The following is a 17,715-nucleotide window of genomic DNA, read 5'->3' as shown; positions in this document are numbered from 1 at the left end:
ACCAGAACAGCGTACGCGATCCGAACCAGACCCAAGCATGCCAGTAAAGCCCTCTCTAAGGAAGTCGCCCGCGCGGTTGTAGTCACCACACCTCCGGGACACACCCACCAGACCGCGGGGATATCCGGCCCCGGTGCAGCCGCTAAGGCAAAGGCACCCGGGGGGACGGCTTTGGGCCCGGCTGCCAGGGTGGACCGCCTCGGACGCGGTGCTGTCACCACCGGGCCACGGACTTGTACACCGAGCACGCCGCCTCCACCGCGTCCTCCTCGCTGGGCAGTCCACGGGCCGCCTCACGGGAGCGGGCGCGCAGACGGGCGGCGAGTCCGGGGTCGTCCAGCACCCGGCCGACCGCCGCCGCGAACGCGTCAGGGTCACCGGGCGGCACCATGAGGACCGTCCCCGCGTACAGGTCGGGGATGCCGCCCACCTTGGTGGCGACCACGGGCAGCCCGGCGCGGAGCGCCTCCATGATCACCAGCGAGGCCCCCTCCCACTGACTGGTCAGGCAGAAGACGTCCGCTGCCGCCAGCAGATCCGCGACGTCACTGCGGTGCCCGAGCATGCGCACGTCGGTGTCCATCTCGGCCGCGGTGTCATGGAGCTCCCCCCACAGGGGTCCGTCCCCCGCGATCGCCACCACCGGCTCGGGTACTCGGTCGGCGATCGCCGGTGCCGCCTCGAGCAGCATGTCCAGCCCCTTCTGCTCCGCCAGTCGCGCCACCGTCAGCAGGAGCGGCCGCTCCGGAAGGACGGCCAGGTCCGCCCGGGTGTCCTCCCGGCCCTTCAGCGGCCGCCCCGTCTCCGGTGCGGCGACCACCGCCATCCGGGCATCGCGCGCGCCAGCCTCGTGCAGGCTGCGCACCAAGTCACCGGAGACCCCCAGAACGATGTCCGCCCGGTGGGCCACGATCCGCTCCAGCAGCGGGAAGACCGCCCCCGTCGTCCCCGAAGCGGTGGGCGGGGCGTTGTGCGCCGTGACCACCAGCGGCCGGGTCCCCGCCAACGCGCACAGGGCCCCGGCGTGCACTCCGTGCGCGTGCACCACGTCGGCGCCGCGCAACAGCGCACGCAACCGCAGCAGCGCGCCGGGGTCGCCAAGGGACGGCACCGGGCCGATCTGGACCGGTGAGAAGCGCATCCCGGACGATGACAGTCCGAGCTCCCGATCGACGGAGGGCGGCCCGATCACCGCCACCCGGTATCCGCGCCGGAGCAACCCCTCCCCCAGCGACCGGACATGGCGCCCCACGCCGCCGCTGACGGTCCCGACGACCAGTGCGATCCTGCCGTTCACCGCGTCACCCTCCTGCGTTCGAGTACGGTCAGGGCGCCGCCGGGGACGGCTCGACCGGGCCGGGCAGCGGATCGGGGAGGAACCCGGAGACACCCTCGCCGACGCCGTAGGCAGCGCCGGGCCCTTCGAGGGCGTCAGCGAGAGCGAGCACCGCGGCCACGTCGCCGGTGGGCCGCCCGACCACGTCCACGGTAGTGAAGGGGGGCTCCTCGGCGCGGACCTGGGCCAGCAGTCCTCCGTCCCCGGCCGAGGCGGGGTCCCCCGCTAGGACGGTCGCGCCGATCTCGCTGTGCAGTGCCGCGGTGAGGTCGGACAGGATGCCGTAGGCGGTCTCCTGATCGCCCGTGGGGGTGTGGGAGGGGGCCACCACGATCAGGGCATCGGCCGACCGGGCGGGTGACCCCTCGACGGCGAGCAGGCCGCCCTCTTGGAAGGCGGACAGGACAGTGCCCGCGCCATGGTCGGGGTCGGATCCCTCCGCGTCGGTTTCCTCGGTGTCGTCTGCTGAGTCGTCGGCGCCGTCCGCTTGACCGTCCGAGCCCTCGTCCGCGTCGTCACCCTCGTCGTCGCCGTCGGCCCGGTCGTCCTCCGTGGCGAGCGCCCTGCCGAGTTCGGCTCCGGCCTTGTCGTAAGGGCTACCGGAGAGCCCTGCAGGGTTACCCGAGACCTGGAGCGTGAGTTCGTCGACGAAGGTGGACCCGACGCCGTCCAGCATGGCGTCCTCGAGGAACACGTGGCCGACGGCCTCCCCGCCCGCGTCCGCGATGCGCCCGCCCAGCCCGCGCACAGCCTCCTCTTCGGCCCCGGGCCCGGCGACCAGCACCACGCCCAGGCCGCTCAGGCGGCCCGCCAGGACGTCTCCGGCCACGGCCTCGGCCAACTGGTCGGCACCGGCGTTGAGGCGTTCGGCGTCGTCGCGCTCCTCGCGCAGGTCCTCGCTCTCTCCCTGTAGGTCCGCGCTCTCGGACCGGAGCGTGTTGAGCAGGGGGTCCTGCAGCACCGTGCTGCCCAGGACGAGCCCGACTGTGAGGGCCAGGAAGACCGCCACGACGGAAACGAGGTGATAGCGGAAGTCGATCACAAGAGCCCCGTCATCCAGTAGACGAACGCGTCCCAGCGCGCAGCGAGAAAGGTGAGGTAGTCCTGCCCGGCCGGCGAGCTGTAGGCGGCGACCAGGATGGTGAGCAGGCACGCGGCCACCAGGCCGAACAGTGCCCACGGGGAGATGCGGGACCGGTAGAGGCGGCTCACTCCCTGGGCGTTTACCAGCTTCCCGCCGACCCGGAGCCGGGTGAGGAAGGTACTGGCCATGCCCGAGCGGCCCCTGTCGAGGAACTCCTCCAGCGTGCCGTGGGTGCCGACGGCCACGATGAGGTCGGCGCCGGAGCTGTCGGCGAGCATCATCGCGGCGTCCTCGCTGGTCCCGGAGGAGGGGAACACCACGGTCTCGTAGCCGAGGTCGGTGAGCCGTTGGAGCCCCGGTGCCCGCCCGTCCCGGTAGGCGTGCACCACGAGTTCGGCACCGCTGGCCAGGGCCCGGTCAGAGACGGAGTCGAAGTCACCGACGATGACGTCGGGCCGGTACCCGGCCTCCAACACCGCGTCCGCTCCGCCGTCCACCGCGATGATGACCGGTCGGAACTCGCGGATGTACGGCCGGAGCGCGACGATGTCCTCACGGTGGTGGTAGCCGCGCACCACGACGAGGACGTGGCGGCCCTCCATAGCGGTACCGACCACCGGGATGCCGACGCCGTCCAGGAGCAGGTCGTGCTCACGCTCCAGGTAGGTCATGGTGTTGGCCGCGAAGGCCTCCAGCTGGGTGGCGAGCCCGGCGCGGGCTTCGGCCATGGCCACGGCGACCGTGTCCTTGCTCTGGAGGACCCCCTGCGCCACGATCTCCCGGCCCCGGTACAGGGTGGCGCCCTCGAGTCGCAGGCGCTCCCCGTCCCGGACCCGGGCCAGGACCTCGGGGTCGACGTCGTCCACCAGGGGGATGCCGGCGGCCACGATCACCTCGGGCCCCTGGTTGGGATAGCGGCCGCTGATACCGCGGGCGACGTTGAGCACCGCCGACACCCCGGACCCCACAAGGGCCTCGGCGCTGACCCGGTCCAGGTCGACGTGGTCGATCACGGCGATGTCCCCGGGGCGCAGCCGCCTGGTCAGGTTCTTGGTGCGGCGGTCCGAGCGGACGGGAGCGACCAACCCGGTGGGAAGCTCCCCTTGGGCCCGGCGCGACCGTATGGTGGCTCTGAGCGCATCCGATACCTTCATCACTGACATAATGTCAGAATTTACTTACCCAGAGTCACAACAGCGGTCCGAGCGGCGTTTTCGGGGCAAACCGCCAACGGTGCCCGCGCCCGGTCGGCACGAACACCGCGAAACAGCGCCGGGAGAGTTTACGTGGCCGGGTAGGCGCGCTCCGGGTCGGCGTTGGTCAACAGCTCCTCGGCATGGGCCCTGCCCAGCTCGGAGTCCTCCAGCCCGGCGAGCATCCGCGAGAGCTCGCGGACCCGCCCGCCGCGGTCCAACAGCACGACACCGCTCTCCGTGACCAGCCCGTCGGTGGACTTCTCCACAACCAAGTGCGCGTCCGCGAAAGCAGCCACCTGCGGCAGGTGCGTGACCACGATGACCTGCGCGCGCTGGGCCAACCGGGCCAGGCGCCGACCGATCTCCACCGCGGCCTTGCCACCGACACCGGCGTCCACCTCGTCGAAAACGAAGGTGGGGACCGGGTCCGCGCCAGCGAAGACCACCTCGATCGCCAGCATCACCCGGGAGAGCTCACCACCGGAGGCGCCCTTGTTCAGGGCCAGCGGCGGAGAGCTGGGGTGCGGAGCCAACAGCAGCTCCACCTCGTCGCGGCCGTGCTGGCCGAACTCCTCACCCGTGGTGATGCGTACGCTCACCCGCGCGTGCGGCATGGCCAGCGCGGTCAGCTCCTCGGTGACCGCCGAGCCGAACCGCTCGGCCGCGGCCTGCCGCACCTCGGTGAGCTGAGTCGCCGCCTCGTCCATCCGCGTGTAGAGCTCGTCGGCCTCAGCGCGCAGCTCCTCGATGCGGTCGTCGTCGCCGTCCAGGTCGGCCAGGCGCTTGGCGGCGTTCTGGGCCCAGGCCAGAACGTCGTCCGTGGTCTCGCCGTACTTGCGGGAGAGCTGGGTCAGCAGCGCCCGGCGCTCCTGGATGGCGGCCAGACGGGCCGGGTCGGCATCGACCGACTCCGCGTAGGAGGCGAGCTCGGTGGCGGCGTCGGTGAGGATGTAGGACGCCTCGTCCAGGCGGTCCCCGATGGCGGCCAGCTCGGCATCGTGCTCGCGCACGGCCGTCACGGCCTGGCGGGCGGCCGACAGCAGACCCGCCACATCGGCCTGCACCTCGGCCGCGGCCGGGTCCCCGGTCAGCGCCTCGTGCGCGGTGGTCGACGCGACACGGAGACCGTCGGCGTGGGCGAGCCGCGTCTCCTCCGCGAGCAGGTCGGCGTCCTCCCCCGACTGCGGCTCGGCTTCGGCGATCTCCTCCACCCCGAACCGGAGCATATCGGCCTCCTGGGCGCGCTCGCGCGCCCGCTCGACCAGCTCCTCCAGCTCCGCGGAGACCTCCCGGTGGCGCCGGTAGGCGACGGAGTACCGCTTCATCGCCTTGGCCAGGTCGTCGCCGGCGAACCGGTCCAGCGAGGAGCGCTGGCGATCGGAGCGCAACAGGCGCTGCTGGTCGGACTGGCCGTGCACCGCCACCAGATCGTCGGCGAGGTAGGCGAGCAGGCTCACCGGCGCCGAACGGCCGCCGATGGTGGCCCGGGAGCGCCCCTCCGCCGACACCGCACGGTTGAGGATGAGGACCTCGTCGTCGATGTCGCCGCCGGCTTCCAGTACCCGCTCGGCCACGCGGCCGCGCTCGGGAACGGTCAGCCTGCCCTCGACCATGGCGCGGTCGGCTCCGGGCCGTACCCGCTGCGGGTCGGCGCGTCCCCCGAAGAGCAGCCCCAGCCCGGTGACGACCATGGTCTTACCCGCGCCGGTCTCACCGGTGACGACGGTCAGGCCCGGCGACAGCTCCAACAGGGCCTCGTCAATGACCCCGAGGCCTTGGATGCGGACTTCTTCGAGCACCGATCCCTCTCCTGATAGTTGACACCCTCTGCGTGCGACGGCGCCGGTTCAGCGTCCGTGCGCGGCCCGCCCCCGCCATCCGGCGACCGGAAGGCCGAACTTGGCCACCAGCCGGTCGGTGAACGGCGCACGGTGCAACCGGGCCAGCCGGACCGGCGTATCGGCACGGGTGATCTCGATTCGTGCTCCCGCGGGCAATTCGACCATACGCCGTCCGTCGCACCAGAGCACGCCCGGAGTCGTCTCGGGCAGCACCTCCAGTGCGACCGTGGCGTCCGGACCGACCACCAACGGCCGCGCGAACAGGGCGTGCGCGCTGATCGGCACAACCAACAGGGCTTCCACATCCGGCCACACGACCGGCCCGCCCGCAGAGAAGGCGTGGGCGGTCGAACCGGTGGGGGTCGCGCACACCACCCCGTCACAGCCCCAGCTGGACAGGGGGCGCCCGTCCACCTCCAGGACCATCTCCAGCATGCGGCGGGACTCGGCCTTCTCCAGCGTCGCCTCGTTGACGGCCCAGGAACGGACCGGGGGCGCGCCGTCGCCCCGCCCGCCGTTGAACACCGCCACGTCGAGGGTCATGCGCTCCTCGACGACGTAGTCGCGGCTCACGACGCTGCGCACGGTGGCGCCCAGATCCTCGCGTTCCGCCTCGGCCAAGAAGCCGACGTGCCCCAGGTTGACCCCGAGCAGCGGGGCGCCGGCCGGGCGGGCGAGCTCAGCGGCCCTGAGCAGCGTTCCGTCGCCGCCGAGCACCATGACGAGTTCCACGCCCTCGGCGGCGTCGGCCTCCTCGACGACCTCGACCGGGGACAGGGTGCAACCCGCCTCCTCCAGCCCTTCGACCTCGCTCTTGAGCATGCGTACGGTCAGCCCCGCCCGGCTGAGGCGTTCGTGGACCAACTCGGCGCTGCGCACCGCGGCGGGCCGACCGGTATGGGCCAGCAGGAGAACACTGCGTCCGCTGGTCATCGCCGTCCCCTTACGTTCACTCCCCCACGGGGAGCCTGGTGCTGGCCGGGCACTCGACCGCGCCCGGCCGGGTCACGTTATCGGACTCCAACGACAGGAGGCCACGCCCTCAGGACGGGCCGTCCTGGACCGCCTTCTCGAGCCGGACAGGGTCCAGCGGCGGTGTGTCGGCGCGCATCCACAGGAAGTACTCGACGTTCCCGGAGGGGCCCGGAAGCGGGCTGGCGGTCACGTCCAGCACCCCCAGTCCCAGGGTGAGGGCGTGAGCGGCCACGTCGGAGACTGCCTCGGCGCGCAGCTCGGGTTCGCGGACCACGCCGCCCGCACCCACGCGGGCCTTACCGACCTCGAACTGGGGTTTGACCATCATCGCGAAGTCCGCGTCGGAGGCCGCACAGTCGCGCAGGGGCCCGAGGACCAGTTTGAGGGAGATGAACGACAGGTCACCCACCACCAGGTCGGGGCTGGGCCCGTCGATCTGGTCCGGGGTGAGCTCCCGAACGTTCACGCGCTCCATGACGCGAACCCGGTCGTTGCTGCGCAGCGGCCAGGCGAGCTGTCCGTACCCGACGTCGACCGCCGTGACGTGTGCTGCGCCCCGGCGCAGCAGTACGTCGGTGAACCCTCCGGTGGAGGCACCGGCGTCCAGGGCGTGCCGACCCGACACGTCCAGCCCGAAGGCGTCGAGGGCTCCGACGAGCTTGTGTGCCCCCCGGGAAACGTAGGACGGCTCCTCCGGAGGGGTGCGCACCACGATGGGCTGGTCGGTTCCGATCTGGGTCGCGGCCTTGGATGCCACCATGCCGGCCACACGGACGAAACCGTTCTCGATGATCTCGGCCGCGTGGCCCCGGGAGCGTGCGTGACCGCGGCGGACCAGTTCCGCGTCGAGCCGACTACGTTTTGCCATGGTCACCTAGGATACCGGCCGTTATCGGGAGCTCTGCGTGCTCTGCCCCAGCGCGCCCAGGACCCCGGACAGCTCCTGGTGGAGGGTGTCGAAGACCGCGACGTGCTCGTGGGTGGGCAGCGAGTCCAGGCCGGCCAGCCGTTCCCGCGCCGCTCCGAGCGTCTGTTCCGCCAACGCTTCGGCCTGTTCGCCTGAGTCCATGAATGCCCCGTTCTCCTGGTGTCCCCGGTGGAGTTGGTACCCCCGTAGGGTTGCGCTCTCCGGTGGACTGGTATCCCCGGTGGACTCTACTTCTTGGTGCCCTTGCCCTTGGTGGTGCGTTTGGCAGCGGAGCGCGAGCGCGTGTTCTTGGTGGCGGTCTTGGCCCCTGCTTTGGCTCCGGTCTTGGCCTGGCCCCGGGACGCCGAAGCCTTGGCGGTGGCGGGCTGTTTCGCGGTCTGGGCCTTGGCCGCGTCCTCCTCGGAGGGTTCGGTTTCTGGGCCCTCTTGGTCTCCGCTCTCCCCCGTCGCGTCACCGTCCTCAGCCGTGTTGGCGGCCTCCGAGTCCCCTACGGTGTCGCCCGGTCCGGCACTGGCGGCGGCCTCGTCAGCAGCACCGTCACCCGACACGGCCTCGCCGTCGGGCTCGCCTGTCTCAACGGTCCCGTCGACCCGGGCAGCCGCTTCGTCAGCCGGCTCGTCGGTCAGCTCCTCCGCCGCCCCGGGAAGCGACGAGGCGGCACCGCCGCGGGGCGCCAGGACCCGTTCGACGGCGTGCCGGGCGGCCATCCGCCGCTCGAGCTCGGCGACCCGGCGGGCCATCCGGTCGTACTCGGCGCGGGGGACCACGTCCAGCTGTTCCAGGGCCTGCCTGACCTCGTCCCTGACCAGATCGGCGACGGCCGCCCGGTTGGCCTGGCTGGTCTCGATGAGCTCGCCCGCCAGGGTCTGGATGCTCTGCCCCACCCTCGGGGGCGGCCCCTCTCCGTCCGAAGCAGGGGGCACAGCGGCCCCCGATCCGTTGGCCCGCAACAGCGTCTTGGCCGCGGCGACGGCTTGCTTGCGGGAGAGTTCGGTGAGGCCATTGGCGGCGTCCAGGTAGGTGCGTACCGCGTCGACGACCATGATGACGTGCTCCTTGATGGGACCGCAGGAGGAAAAGGACGAAAAAGGGCAAGGGGAGGGAGGGGCCTCGGTGCTCCAGGGGGGTCGACGCCAACGCTACCGGGGTCGGAGCCCGCGTGACACGCAAACAGCGGAGCCGATCCCACCCGCACCGTCCACCACCGGGGCGATCCGTGCCCTTGTTCCCATTGGCCCGCTTGGCCGGTTGTCGTCCAGTGCCCGGCGAATGGGGCATCATATGCCCATGAGCAGCATCGACGCGTGTCTGGCAGATATCTCCCGGGCGAACGAGCGCATCCTCGCCCAACCCGTGGAACGCCGCCGCGCACACATCGTCGAACGCACCGTGAGCGTGGTCGTCCCGGACGTGGCGACCGTCTTCGACATGCGCCTGACCGTCGACGGCTTCACCGACATCACCCAGCGTTCGATCGGCACCCCGGCACCCGAACCGCAGGTCCGGGTCACCGTCTCCAGCAGCGATCTCGCGGACCTGGCGGCTGACCGGCTGGACCCGGCAAGGGCAGTCCTCACCCGACGGCTGCGGGTCAACGCCAGCATCAGCGACATGCTGCGCCTTCGCCGTGTGCTCTGACCGCACGCCGGGTCGGAGGGCACCGGTGCCGCCAGGCGGCGGGTACCTTGCTGGGATGCCTCGCCAACCTCTCGACCTGGCCCCCTTCCGCGGCCTGCGCTACGCCGCTCCCGACGTCGACCGCTTCATCGACGGGGCCTTCGACATAGCCCGGCTCCTGGCCCCGCCCTACGACATCCCCGACGCGGAGGAAGCCCGGAAGCTCCAGCTCTCCGACCCGCACAACGCGGCGAGGGTCACACTGCCCTTCGAACTCTCCCGGCAGGCGACGACGAGCGACGACGCGGCCCCTCGGCGCTACCTGGCCGCCGCCGACCTCCTGCACAGCTGGATCGCCGACGGGGCACTCGCCCTGGACGGAGACCCCGCGCTGTACGTGTACGAACAGGTCACCGCGGACGGCCGGGTCCAGCGGGGCCTGGTCGGCTCCCTAGGGCTCCCGGAGGAGGGGCCCGAGGCGGCGGAGCCCGCCGTGCGCCCGCACGAAGACGTGGCCGACCCTCCGGTGCGGGACCGCTTCCTCCTGATGGGCACGGCGCGGGCCAACCTCGAACCGATCTTCCTCGTCTACCGGGGCGCGGGCGGAGCGGCCTCGACCGCCACCGAATCCACCGGAGACCGGGACGACCCCGTGGTCTCCACCCGCACCCGTGACGGCGCCGTACACCGGCTCTGGGCGATCACCAGCCCCGACCTGCAGCGCGAGATCTCCGCCGACCTGGCCGGGCGCTCCGCGATGATCGCCGACGGACACCACCGCTACGCGGCCTACCAGCGTCTGCGCAGGGAGGAGAACGACCCCGGTTGGCGCCGCGGGCTGGCCCTGCTCGTGGACAGTGACACCCACCCGCCCCAGCTCGGCGCGATCCACCGGGTCCTGCCAGGCCTGGACACCGGTGCCGCTCTGTCGGCCGCCCGCTCGGTGGCCACCGTGGAACCGGTCCCGGGCCCCGACCCGGACCTCCTGAGCAAGGTGGACACCCCGGCCCTGCTGTTGGTGTCTCCCGGAGGAGATGCCCACCTCGTGAGCGGCTTCGACGAGGACGCACTGGGGCGGGCGATGCCCGACCACTCCCCCGACTGGCGCCGACTGTCCACAGCAGCCCTGCACAAGGTGCTCCTGCCGCTGTGGGGGTTCCCGGAGGACCGCGTGCGCATGGTGCACGACGCACCGGGCGAAGCGGTCTGCGCCGCCCGGAACGAGAAGGGCACCGCCGTCATCGTGCCGCCGCTGCAGGTGGACGAGGTCTACGCCGTCGCCGACCGGGGCGAGCTCACCCCCCGCAAGTCCACGTCGTTCGGGCCCAAACCCCGTACCGGCCTGGTCATGCGCATCCTCGACTGACCGCGTACCGGGGCACTCCGGACGCCGTGCCGTGCGCCGGACTCCCGGAACGGTGCGCAGTTGCCACGGAAACCCGCTGGTTTCGGAACCCGGGCCTCTGCGAGCATGACGGCACCCCGTTCCTTCCCGCCCCCTCAGGAGTAGTGCCACCGTGACGGACCCCGCCCCCGCCCCGATCCCGTACCCGAAGGACCTCGGCGGCCCCCGGACCCGCAGCTCCCTGGTGCAGGACCTTGCCCGGCTGGGCGTCAGGCCCGGCGACACCCTCCTGGTCCACACCTCCCTCAGTTCGCTGGGCTGGGTGTGCGGCGCCACCGAAACCGTCGTCCATTCCCTTCTGGACACGGTCGGCGAGGCCGGAACCCTCGTGGTCCCCACCCAGACCATGGACAACAGCGACCCCTCGAGCTGGGGCAACCCACCGGTCCCGGAGTCCTGGTGGGCCACCATCCGCACCCACGCACCGGCCTTCGACCCGCACACGACCCCGAGCGCCCACATGGGCCGGATCCCGGAGGCGGTGCGCACCTGGCCCAGGGCCGTACGCAGCACTCACCCGCAGACCTCCTTCGCCGCGCTCGGCGCCGACGCCGCCCCCCTCATGGCACCGCACCCCCTCGAATCGGCCCTGGGTGAGCGCTCACCCCTGGCCCGGCTCGAGGAGATCGACGCCCGGGTACTGCTGCTGGGTACCGGTTACGACTCCTGCACCGCCTTCCACCTCGCCGAATACCGCGTGCCGGACCCGCCCACCGAACGCTCCTCCTGCGCGATCCGCACCCCTGAGCGCGAGCGGGCGTGGGTGACCTACAGCGGTACCGCCCTCGACGAGTCCGACTTCCCGGCCCTTGGTTCGGCCTTCGAAGCGACCGGAGCCGTGACCGCCGGTGCCGTGGGTGCCGCGACCGCGCGCCTGTTCTCCCTTCCCGACGCCGTCGCCTTCGCCGTCTCCTGGATGACCGCCCACCGGCCCCAACAGCGAAGCGCCGCCCACCCCTGAGCCGCACCTGAGCGGCCCCTGCCGTGACCTGCGGCGCGGGAGCCCCGGGCCGCGGCCCCTGCGACACAGCGCACACCCGGCCCGGGGGCGCCCGGGACCGGTCGCCCGACGGCGCGGCATAGCCTGGAGGCGACCACTCCCACCGCACGGAATCGGACCTTCCGCCATGTCGCTGCAGGCAGCCGCCCGCCCGCTCAACGAGCTCCACGACGCGATGCTCCTGGACCTGGACGGGGTCGTCTACATCGGCCCGAAGGCTGTTCCCGCCGCCCCGGAAGCCGTGGGCAAGGCTCGCGCCGCGGGCGCCCGGGTCGCCTTCGTGACCAATAACGCCGGGCGCACCCCGGCCCGGATCGCCGAACACCTCACCCACCTGGGGGTGCCCGCCGCCCCCGAGGACGTGGTCACCTCCGCCGAGGCCGCCGCCCGGCTGGTCGCCGACCGGTACCCTGGGGGTTCGGAGGTGTTGGTGGTCGGCGACACCGGCCTGCGGCAGGCCGTCCACCGGATGGGTCTGCGGCCCGTCACGGTCGCCACGGACGCGGTGGTGGCCGTGCTCCACGGCTACTCGCGCACGATGGCCCGCGACCTCCTCGACCAGGGCACGCTGGCGGTCGCCCGCGGCGCGCTCTACGTGGCCAGTAACACCGACGCCACGGCACCCACCGAGTGGGGTGTCACCCCCGCCAACGGCTCCTTCGTCCGGGTGATCGCCCACGCCACCGGGGTAGAGCCGGTGGTCGCCGGAAAGCCGATGCGTCCCCTGCACGAGGAGGGGATGATGCGTACCGGCGCGACCAGCCCTCTCATCGTGGGAGACCGGCTGGACACCGATATCGAGGGGGCCACCACGCACGGCGCCGCCGGCCTCCTGGTCCTGTCCGGGGTCGCGACCCCGCAGGACCTGTTGGCCGCACCCGCCCACCAGCGTCCCCGCTACCTGTCCTGGGACGTGTCCGGGATGAACGAGACCCATCCGGGCCCGGTCCGTCACGGAAGCGGAGAAGGCGCACGCACCGAGTGCGGCGGGTGGACCGTCACCGCAGAGGCCGACGCGGTGCGCCTGTCCGGAACCGGCGACCGGCTGGACGGCTTGCGTGCCCTGTGCACGGCGGTCTGGGCCGACGACTCGATCGACCCTGCGGGCCCCTCGGTCACGGAGGCCCTGACCGCTCTGGGCTGGTAAACCTCGGGGCAGCGGTGCCCTCACCGCTGCGCCCCGCGCACCAGCGCGGTGGAGTCCACCTCCACTTCCAATACGCTTCGGATGCCGCTCCATCCCCGCCAGACGCGGCGGCGCAGCGCACCGGTCACCCGGACCACGTCACCGATCCGCCAGTCGCGCACAGCGGCTTGTGTGTCCGCGTCGAAGGAGACGAGGGTCAGCGAGTCGACCCGCTGGCGTGAGAGGTGCGGTTCGCTCGGCCTGGCCACGCAGATCCGCCAGAACACCAACCGGTCCCCGCTGGGGAGGTCGCGCTCGGTCGGCGCGGCGGTCACCCGGCCGACCGCGACCACCTCGTTCAGGTGGCCGTGGTCGCGTTCCCCACCGGTTTCGACCGTCCCGGTGGTTCCCTTCCCCGCCCCATCAGCGGCGGCCCCGGACCGCGGAACCGGATCACCGTCGCCCGGGGTGCGCGGTGCGGTCTTTCCCTGGGCCTTCTTCGAGGACTTCCTTACGGTCGGCGCAGAGGCGGTGTGCTCCCGGGGAGCCGCCCGGCCCTTTTCCCCCGCGGCCCGCTCGGTCTTCCGGGGCCGCTTCTTGGCCGAGGGCGCTTCCGGCTGTTCCTGGACCTGAGTAGCGGGCTCCGGCCGTTCGGGCGGGGTTCGGTGGGACGTGGTTCCGGAGGACGTGGTCCGGGGTCCGCCGGCGCTCCGGGAACGTTCGGTGCGGGCCGAAGCGGAACGCGGGGACGGGGACATGGCGACGATGTGGGAGAGAGCGGGTGTGAGCACGGGGGCCTTCCCTGTGAGAGTGACCTGGTGTGCGCGCGCTGATTCCAGGATCCCCCGGCCTCCGCCGCTGGAAAAGCCCCACTGGAAATCTGTGGACAACAAGGTGGCCCCCGCCACGAACAGCCATGACACCCTTGTCCTAGAGTCGGGTTCGGTCCGACCCGGGCCGCACGACGCTTGAGGAAGAGGGGTGCCTGCCGTGCACGACGACGTGGACGTCAGCGGTCTGCCCGAGGGGATCGTCCCGCTGGGCAACGAGATCTATGCCATCGACACGATGCTGGCCGGATACCCGGGGGTCGTGTCCGCCTACCTCATCCGCACCGAGCGGCCCTGCATCGTCGAGGTGGGCACCGCCGGTTCGGCACCGGTCCTGCGCGATGCCGTCATCCGGCTCGGCCTGGCCCCCGAGGACCTCGCGACCATCGTGGTGACCCACATCCACCTGGACCACGCCGGCGGCACCGGCGACATGGCGGCACTGTTCCCCAACGCCGAGATCGTCGTGCACGAGCGCGGCGCCCGGCACCTGGCCGACCCCAGCCGCCTGATGGCCAGCGCCAAGATGGTGTGGGGCGACCGCCTGGACAGTCTCTTCGGGCAGATGCAGGCCACCGAAGCCGCCCGCATCCGCTCGGTGGCGGAGTCCGGCGAGATCGACCTCGGCGCCGGACGCAAGCTGGTGTCGCACTACGCCCCCGGGCACGCCAAGCACCACATGGGGCTCGTGGACAGCGGGACCGGCGACCTGTACGTCGGGGACGCCCTCGGCGTCCACAACCCGCTCACCGGGGACCTGCGCCCGGCGACCCCGCCCCCGGACTTCGACATGGAAGCCTGCCTGCGCACCCTGCGCCTGTTCGGCGACATCGGCGCCCAGCGGCTCATGTTCTCCCACTTCGGAGCCGTCGACACGGTGTCGGAGACCATCGACCGCGCCGAGAGCGAACTCCGCCTGTGGGTGGAGACCGTCCGCGACGCGCGGGACACCGGCGGGGACCTGGACCACGCCATCGCGATGGTGCGCGACAAGGTGATCTCCCGGTACCAGCCGCTCCCGCCGGAGGCCTCACCTGAGGCAGCTGCGGTCCTGGACACGCTCAGCGGCCCGGAGGCCAACGTGGGCGGGATCGTGCACTGGCTGGACAAGCTCGCCCAGGAGCAGGCCGAGGCGAAGAAGAAGGCCGCGGAGGAGCGGGCCTGATCCCCTTTTCCGGCCATGGACGCTTCGGTGTTGGACGGCGGAGCGCCGTGCGGAGAAAAACCACGTGCGCCCCCGACACCCCGCGCGTAGCCTCCCGGCATGACGCCCCAGATTCGTGCCATGCGAGCAGCCGACATACCGCGGACCTTCGCCCTCATCCACGAGGCCTTCCCCAGCTTGGTCCTCACGGAGGAAATGATGCGGTGGCGGTTCGACCATCCGCCGCCCATGTTCACCGACCGGCACTTCGTGGCGGTCGAGGGCGAGTCCTTGGTCGGGCACGTCCGGTCCCGGCTGTACACGGGAGGGACCGGACCGCGCAGGGGTTGGACGTATCTGGGGGCCCTGGCCGCTCCGCACCGGGACGGCGACCTCGCGGAACGGTTGATCGCGGCCTCGGAGAACCATCTGGTCGAGCACGGCGCGACCGTACTGCGCACCGACGCGGCGGAGGAGGGTGTCCAGGTCGGCGGTGAGCGGTTCCGCAAGGCTGTCCTCGACCGCGGGGGCTACGAGCTCGCCGAGAACCACCACATCCTGGGCATGGATCTGAGCAAGCTCCCGGCCCCGCCCACCGCGCCGGAAGGGGTCGAGACCCGCCGGTGGTCCGAGTTCGCGGACGACCCGCGGCCGCTCTACGAGATCGACAAGGCGGCCACCGCCGACGAGCCGGGCGAGGAGGACGTCGACTTCATGCCCTACGAGGACTGGTTGGAGACTGTCTGGGGCAACCCGCTGGCCGACCTGGAGATCAGCCTCGCTCTGCTCGCCGACGGGGTTCCCGCCGCCATCTCCTGCTACGTGTCCGACCGGGACCGGCGGATGGAGTCGGCGATGACCGGGGTCCTCCGGCAGTACCGTGGCCGGGGCCTGGGCGGGTACGCCAAGAACACGGCGCTCCACGGTGCCCGGGCACGGGGGTTCACGCACGCCTACACCGGCAACCACGAGACCAACAAGCCGATGCTCGCCATCAACAACCGGATCGGTTACGCCCTGGCCGGAAAAGAGAGCACTTACGCCAAACGGCTCTGATCCCCGCCCGGGCCCTCGGAGCGCTCCCGCGCGCCGGGCAGCCCGAGAACTTCGAGGAGGTGCGCGTACAGGCCGTCCGCCCAAGACAGCTCCTCCTCCGGGGGCAGCCGGTCGAAGGCTCGCACCTCGACGGTCTCGAACTCCCCGCTGAGGGGGTCCAAGCGCACCACGGGTGCGTGTGTGACCACCGTGGTGTGGCCGCCGGACAGCACGTAGTACCCCAAGGGCCGGATGTCACCGAGGGTGGCTCCGGCCTCTTCGTGTGCCTCGCGTCGGGCAGTGGTGTACAGGTCCTCACCGGGTTCCCGGTGCCCTCCGGGGAACTCCCACGCCCGCCGCCGGTTGCGGACCATGAGGGGGCGCCGCGCACAGAAGGTCAAGCACACCACGGAGTCGTACTCTTCGGGGAGTGTGCCCAGGTACACGACTGCGCCGCCGAGCGGCGGCACGCCGCCCGACGACGCGTCGTCGGTGTGCTCTGAGGGGGTCAGTCCCGCCCCTCGCGGCCACCGCGGTGTTCGTCGCGGCCGCCCCGGCCCCGGTCGTCACGCGGGGGACGGTCGTCGCGCCGCTCACGGTCGCCCGTCCGGTCGCGGGCGGCGGCAGCCTCGGCCTCGGTGGCGGCTTCGTCCGCTTCCGCTTCGACGTCGGTCCAGACGATGCCGTCTTCGACATCGATGTCCACCAGCTCGACACCCTCGATGGCAGCGAGGCGCTCGTCGGCGTCGGTCACGCCATCGCGGTCGACGGAAGACGCACGCGCGAAGTACTCGCGGGCGTCCTCGGTGCGGCCGATCTCCTCCAGGACATCGGCGTAGGCGTAGAACAGCCGGGCCACGTAGGGACGGGCCCGACGCTCCTTCAGCTCCGGCACCTGGAGCTCGGCCAGGGCCGCCTTGGCATCGCCCATGTCGCGGCGGGCCCCCGCGGCGACGATGCGCAGCTCGATACGCTCGTCCGCGTCCAGACTCTTGCCAGCGGGGTCGTTGGCGACCTCGAGCGCCCGCTCGGGACGGCCGAGACCGCGCTCACAGTCCGCCATGACCGCCAGGAACGTGTCCCGGCCGCTCATACGGCGTGCCGCGCGCAGGTCGGACAGCGCCTCCTGCCACTTGCCCACGGTGTAGGCGGCGATACCGGATGCCTCACGGACGCTCGGCAGGCGGGATGCCTTGCGCCGGGCGTAAACGGCGTGCTTGTAGGCACGTTCCGGATCCTCGTCCACGAGCATGCCGGCGGCCACGATGTGCTTGCCGACCAGCTCCGCGAGGGACTTGGGAAGCGAGTGCAGGTCACGCTTGGTGTCCTTGTCCAGCTGGTTGTAGCTGGCCTCGTCGGGCAGCGGCGGCGCGATGTCCGCGGGATCCCGGTCCTCACGCGGAGGACGGCGGTCGTCGCGGCGATCGTTGCGCTCGAAGTCGCGGCCACCGCCACGCCTCTCGTCACGGCCGCGGTAGCCTCCACGCTGACCGTCACGCTTTCCCTGGTATCCACCACGGCGGTCATCACGACGGCCACCGCCGCGGCGGTCATCACCGCGGAAGTCACGGCCACCACGGCGATCGCCGCCGCGGTCGTCCCGACGGTCCCGGTCACCACCGCGGTAACCCCCGCGGTTCCCGCCACGATCGTCGCGACGGTCTCCCTGCCTACCCCCGCGGCGGTCATCACCGCGGAAGTTGCGGCGGCCCTCATGGGATCTGTTGTCGCGGGAACCCCCGTAGCCAGACCGGGGGCGGGGCTCGTCACCATGCCCTCGACCGTCAGGCTCACCGGAGCGGTTACCGCTGTGGTCGTTAGCTCCGGAGTCCTCGCGGTCTCCCGATCGGCTGTCGTCAGTCATCCAACCCGTCCGTCAACACTCAAAAGCGCTGCCACCTAGGCAGTAGCAGCGCCAAATAGTACTCGTTCCTTCCAGCTTACGACATGGTCCGCCCACCCATCACCAAAGCCGCAGGACACGACGGTGGGCTTGTCCACAAGAGCCTCGTCTTCACATGTTCACAAGCCCACAAAAAAAGGGGTTGCCCCCGCAGGAACAACCCCCCCAAAGAAAAACCGTGGCAGCGACCTACTCTCCCACCCCACCACAGGGCAGTACCATCAGCGCAAGGAGACTTAACGACCGGGTTCGGAATGAGACCGAGTGTGACCCTCCTGCCAAAACCACCACGGAA

The 17,715-nt window shown here is 71.7% G+C and carries 18 protein-coding genes and 1 rRNA gene; 7 read left to right on the top strand and 12 right to left on the bottom strand.

Features of this window, described 5'->3' with window-relative positions:
* Positions 1 to 214: 214 nt before the first annotated feature.
* The 8 genes from ACYVDG_RS25560 to ACYVDG_RS25525 form a co-directional block, all read right to left on the bottom strand.
* Positions 215 to 1,297 carry a glycosyltransferase family 4 protein gene (locus ACYVDG_RS25560; protein WP_460758743.1) on the bottom strand — a complete coding sequence of 361 codons (1,083 nt, stop codon included), beginning with the start codon at positions 1,295 to 1,297 and terminating at the stop codon, positions 215 to 217.
* 28 nt (positions 1,298 to 1,325) lie between these two features.
* On the bottom strand, positions 1,326 to 2,378 hold the full coding sequence (locus tag ACYVDG_RS25555) for a copper transporter (protein WP_460758739.1): 1,053 nt from the start codon (positions 2,376 to 2,378) through the stop codon (positions 1,326 to 1,328).
* Entirely contained in the window at positions 2,375 to 3,574 is a 1,200-nt protein-coding gene (steA, locus tag ACYVDG_RS25550) for a putative cytokinetic ring protein SteA (RefSeq protein WP_460758737.1), read from the bottom strand. The genes ACYVDG_RS25555 and steA overlap by 4 nt, the downstream gene beginning before the upstream one ends.
* Positions 3,575 to 3,702: 128 nt before the next feature.
* The gene (recN, locus tag ACYVDG_RS25545; protein WP_460758735.1) at positions 3,703 to 5,415 is read right to left on the bottom strand and encodes a DNA repair protein RecN; all 1,713 of its coding nucleotides are present in this window, start codon (positions 5,413 to 5,415) and stop codon (positions 3,703 to 3,705) included.
* Between the two features lie 48 nt (positions 5,416 to 5,463).
* Entirely contained in the window at positions 5,464 to 6,390 is a 927-nt protein-coding gene (locus ACYVDG_RS25540) for an NAD kinase (RefSeq protein WP_460758731.1), read from the bottom strand.
* A gap of 109 nt (positions 6,391 to 6,499) precedes the next feature.
* Entirely contained in the window at positions 6,500 to 7,300 is an 801-nt protein-coding gene (locus ACYVDG_RS25535; protein WP_460758729.1) for a TlyA family RNA methyltransferase, read from the bottom strand.
* Positions 7,301 to 7,321: 21 nt separating this feature from the next.
* Positions 7,322 to 7,501 (bottom strand): hypothetical protein, encoded by a 180-nt coding sequence (locus ACYVDG_RS25530; protein WP_460758726.1) that lies wholly within the window; start codon positions 7,499 to 7,501, stop codon positions 7,322 to 7,324.
* A gap of 86 nt (positions 7,502 to 7,587) precedes the next feature.
* Positions 7,588 to 8,403, bottom strand: coding sequence for a membrane fusogenic activity family protein (locus ACYVDG_RS25525; protein ID WP_460758723.1), 816 nt, complete (start codon positions 8,401 to 8,403; stop codon positions 7,588 to 7,590).
* Positions 8,404 to 8,647: 244 nt separating this feature from the next.
* On the opposite strand from ACYVDG_RS25525, the gene ACYVDG_RS25520 reads away from it, so the two are divergent.
* From ACYVDG_RS25520 to ACYVDG_RS25505, 4 genes are all read left to right on the top strand, one after another.
* The gene (locus ACYVDG_RS25520; protein WP_460758719.1) at positions 8,648 to 8,998 is read left to right on the top strand and encodes an SCP2 sterol-binding domain-containing protein; all 351 of its coding nucleotides are present in this window, start codon (positions 8,648 to 8,650) and stop codon (positions 8,996 to 8,998) included.
* Between the two features lie 55 nt (positions 8,999 to 9,053).
* Positions 9,054 to 10,343 carry a DUF1015 family protein gene (locus ACYVDG_RS25515; protein WP_460758716.1) on the top strand — a complete coding sequence of 430 codons (1,290 nt, stop codon included), beginning with the start codon at positions 9,054 to 9,056 and terminating at the stop codon, positions 10,341 to 10,343.
* A 151-nt stretch (positions 10,344 to 10,494) separates the two neighbouring features.
* The gene (locus tag ACYVDG_RS25510; RefSeq protein ID WP_460758714.1) at positions 10,495 to 11,343 is read left to right on the top strand and encodes an AAC(3) family N-acetyltransferase; all 849 of its coding nucleotides are present in this window, start codon (positions 10,495 to 10,497) and stop codon (positions 11,341 to 11,343) included.
* A gap of 166 nt (positions 11,344 to 11,509) precedes the next feature.
* Positions 11,510 to 12,529, top strand: a complete 1,020-nt coding sequence (locus tag ACYVDG_RS25505) for an HAD-IIA family hydrolase (RefSeq protein ID WP_460758712.1) — start codon at positions 11,510 to 11,512, stop codon at positions 12,527 to 12,529.
* A gap of 20 nt (positions 12,530 to 12,549) precedes the next feature.
* Here the strand turns inward: ACYVDG_RS25505 and ACYVDG_RS25500 are convergent, their stop codons facing one another.
* Positions 12,550 to 13,299 (bottom strand): single-stranded DNA-binding protein, encoded by a 750-nt coding sequence (locus tag ACYVDG_RS25500; RefSeq protein ID WP_460758709.1) that lies wholly within the window; start codon positions 13,297 to 13,299, stop codon positions 12,550 to 12,552.
* Between the two features lie 199 nt (positions 13,300 to 13,498).
* Here ACYVDG_RS25500 and ACYVDG_RS25495 point away from each other — a divergent pair, with 199 nt between their 5' ends.
* Together ACYVDG_RS25495 and ACYVDG_RS25490 are read left to right on the top strand one after the other, a co-directional pair.
* On the top strand, positions 13,499 to 14,503 hold the full coding sequence (locus tag ACYVDG_RS25495; RefSeq protein ID WP_460758870.1) for an MBL fold metallo-hydrolase: 1,005 nt from the start codon (positions 13,499 to 13,501) through the stop codon (positions 14,501 to 14,503).
* Between the two features lie 99 nt (positions 14,504 to 14,602).
* Positions 14,603 to 15,538 (top strand): GNAT family N-acetyltransferase, encoded by a 936-nt coding sequence (locus ACYVDG_RS25490; protein ID WP_460758705.1) that lies wholly within the window; start codon positions 14,603 to 14,605, stop codon positions 15,536 to 15,538.
* Here the strand turns inward: ACYVDG_RS25490 and ACYVDG_RS25485 are convergent.
* On the bottom strand, positions 15,520 to 15,963 hold the full coding sequence (locus tag ACYVDG_RS25485; protein ID WP_460758867.1) for an NUDIX domain-containing protein: 444 nt from the start codon (positions 15,961 to 15,963) through the stop codon (positions 15,520 to 15,522). The two genes, ACYVDG_RS25490 and ACYVDG_RS25485, sit on opposite strands and share 19 nt — an antisense overlap.
* Before the next feature lie 62 nt (positions 15,964 to 16,025).
* Positions 16,026 to 16,769 carry a tetratricopeptide repeat protein gene (locus ACYVDG_RS25480; RefSeq protein ID WP_460758703.1) on the bottom strand — a complete coding sequence of 248 codons (744 nt, stop codon included), beginning with the start codon at positions 16,767 to 16,769 and terminating at the stop codon, positions 16,026 to 16,028.
* Between ACYVDG_RS25480 and ACYVDG_RS25475 the strand changes: the two genes are divergently transcribed.
* Positions 16,731 to 17,420 carry a hypothetical protein gene (locus ACYVDG_RS25475; RefSeq protein ID WP_460758701.1) on the top strand — a complete coding sequence of 230 codons (690 nt, stop codon included), beginning with the start codon at positions 16,731 to 16,733 and terminating at the stop codon, positions 17,418 to 17,420. The genes ACYVDG_RS25480 and ACYVDG_RS25475 overlap by 39 nt on opposite strands.
* Positions 17,421 to 17,596: 176 nt before the next feature.
* On the opposite strand, the gene rrf is transcribed toward ACYVDG_RS25475, so the two are convergent.
* Positions 17,597 to 17,712: ribosomal RNA gene (rrf, locus tag ACYVDG_RS25470) — 5S ribosomal RNA — on the bottom strand.
* Positions 17,713 to 17,715: the final 3 nt, after the last annotated feature.

This window comes from Nocardiopsis oceani (assembly GCF_054777395.1).
This window is presented reverse-complemented; position numbering and strand designations above follow the sequence as displayed.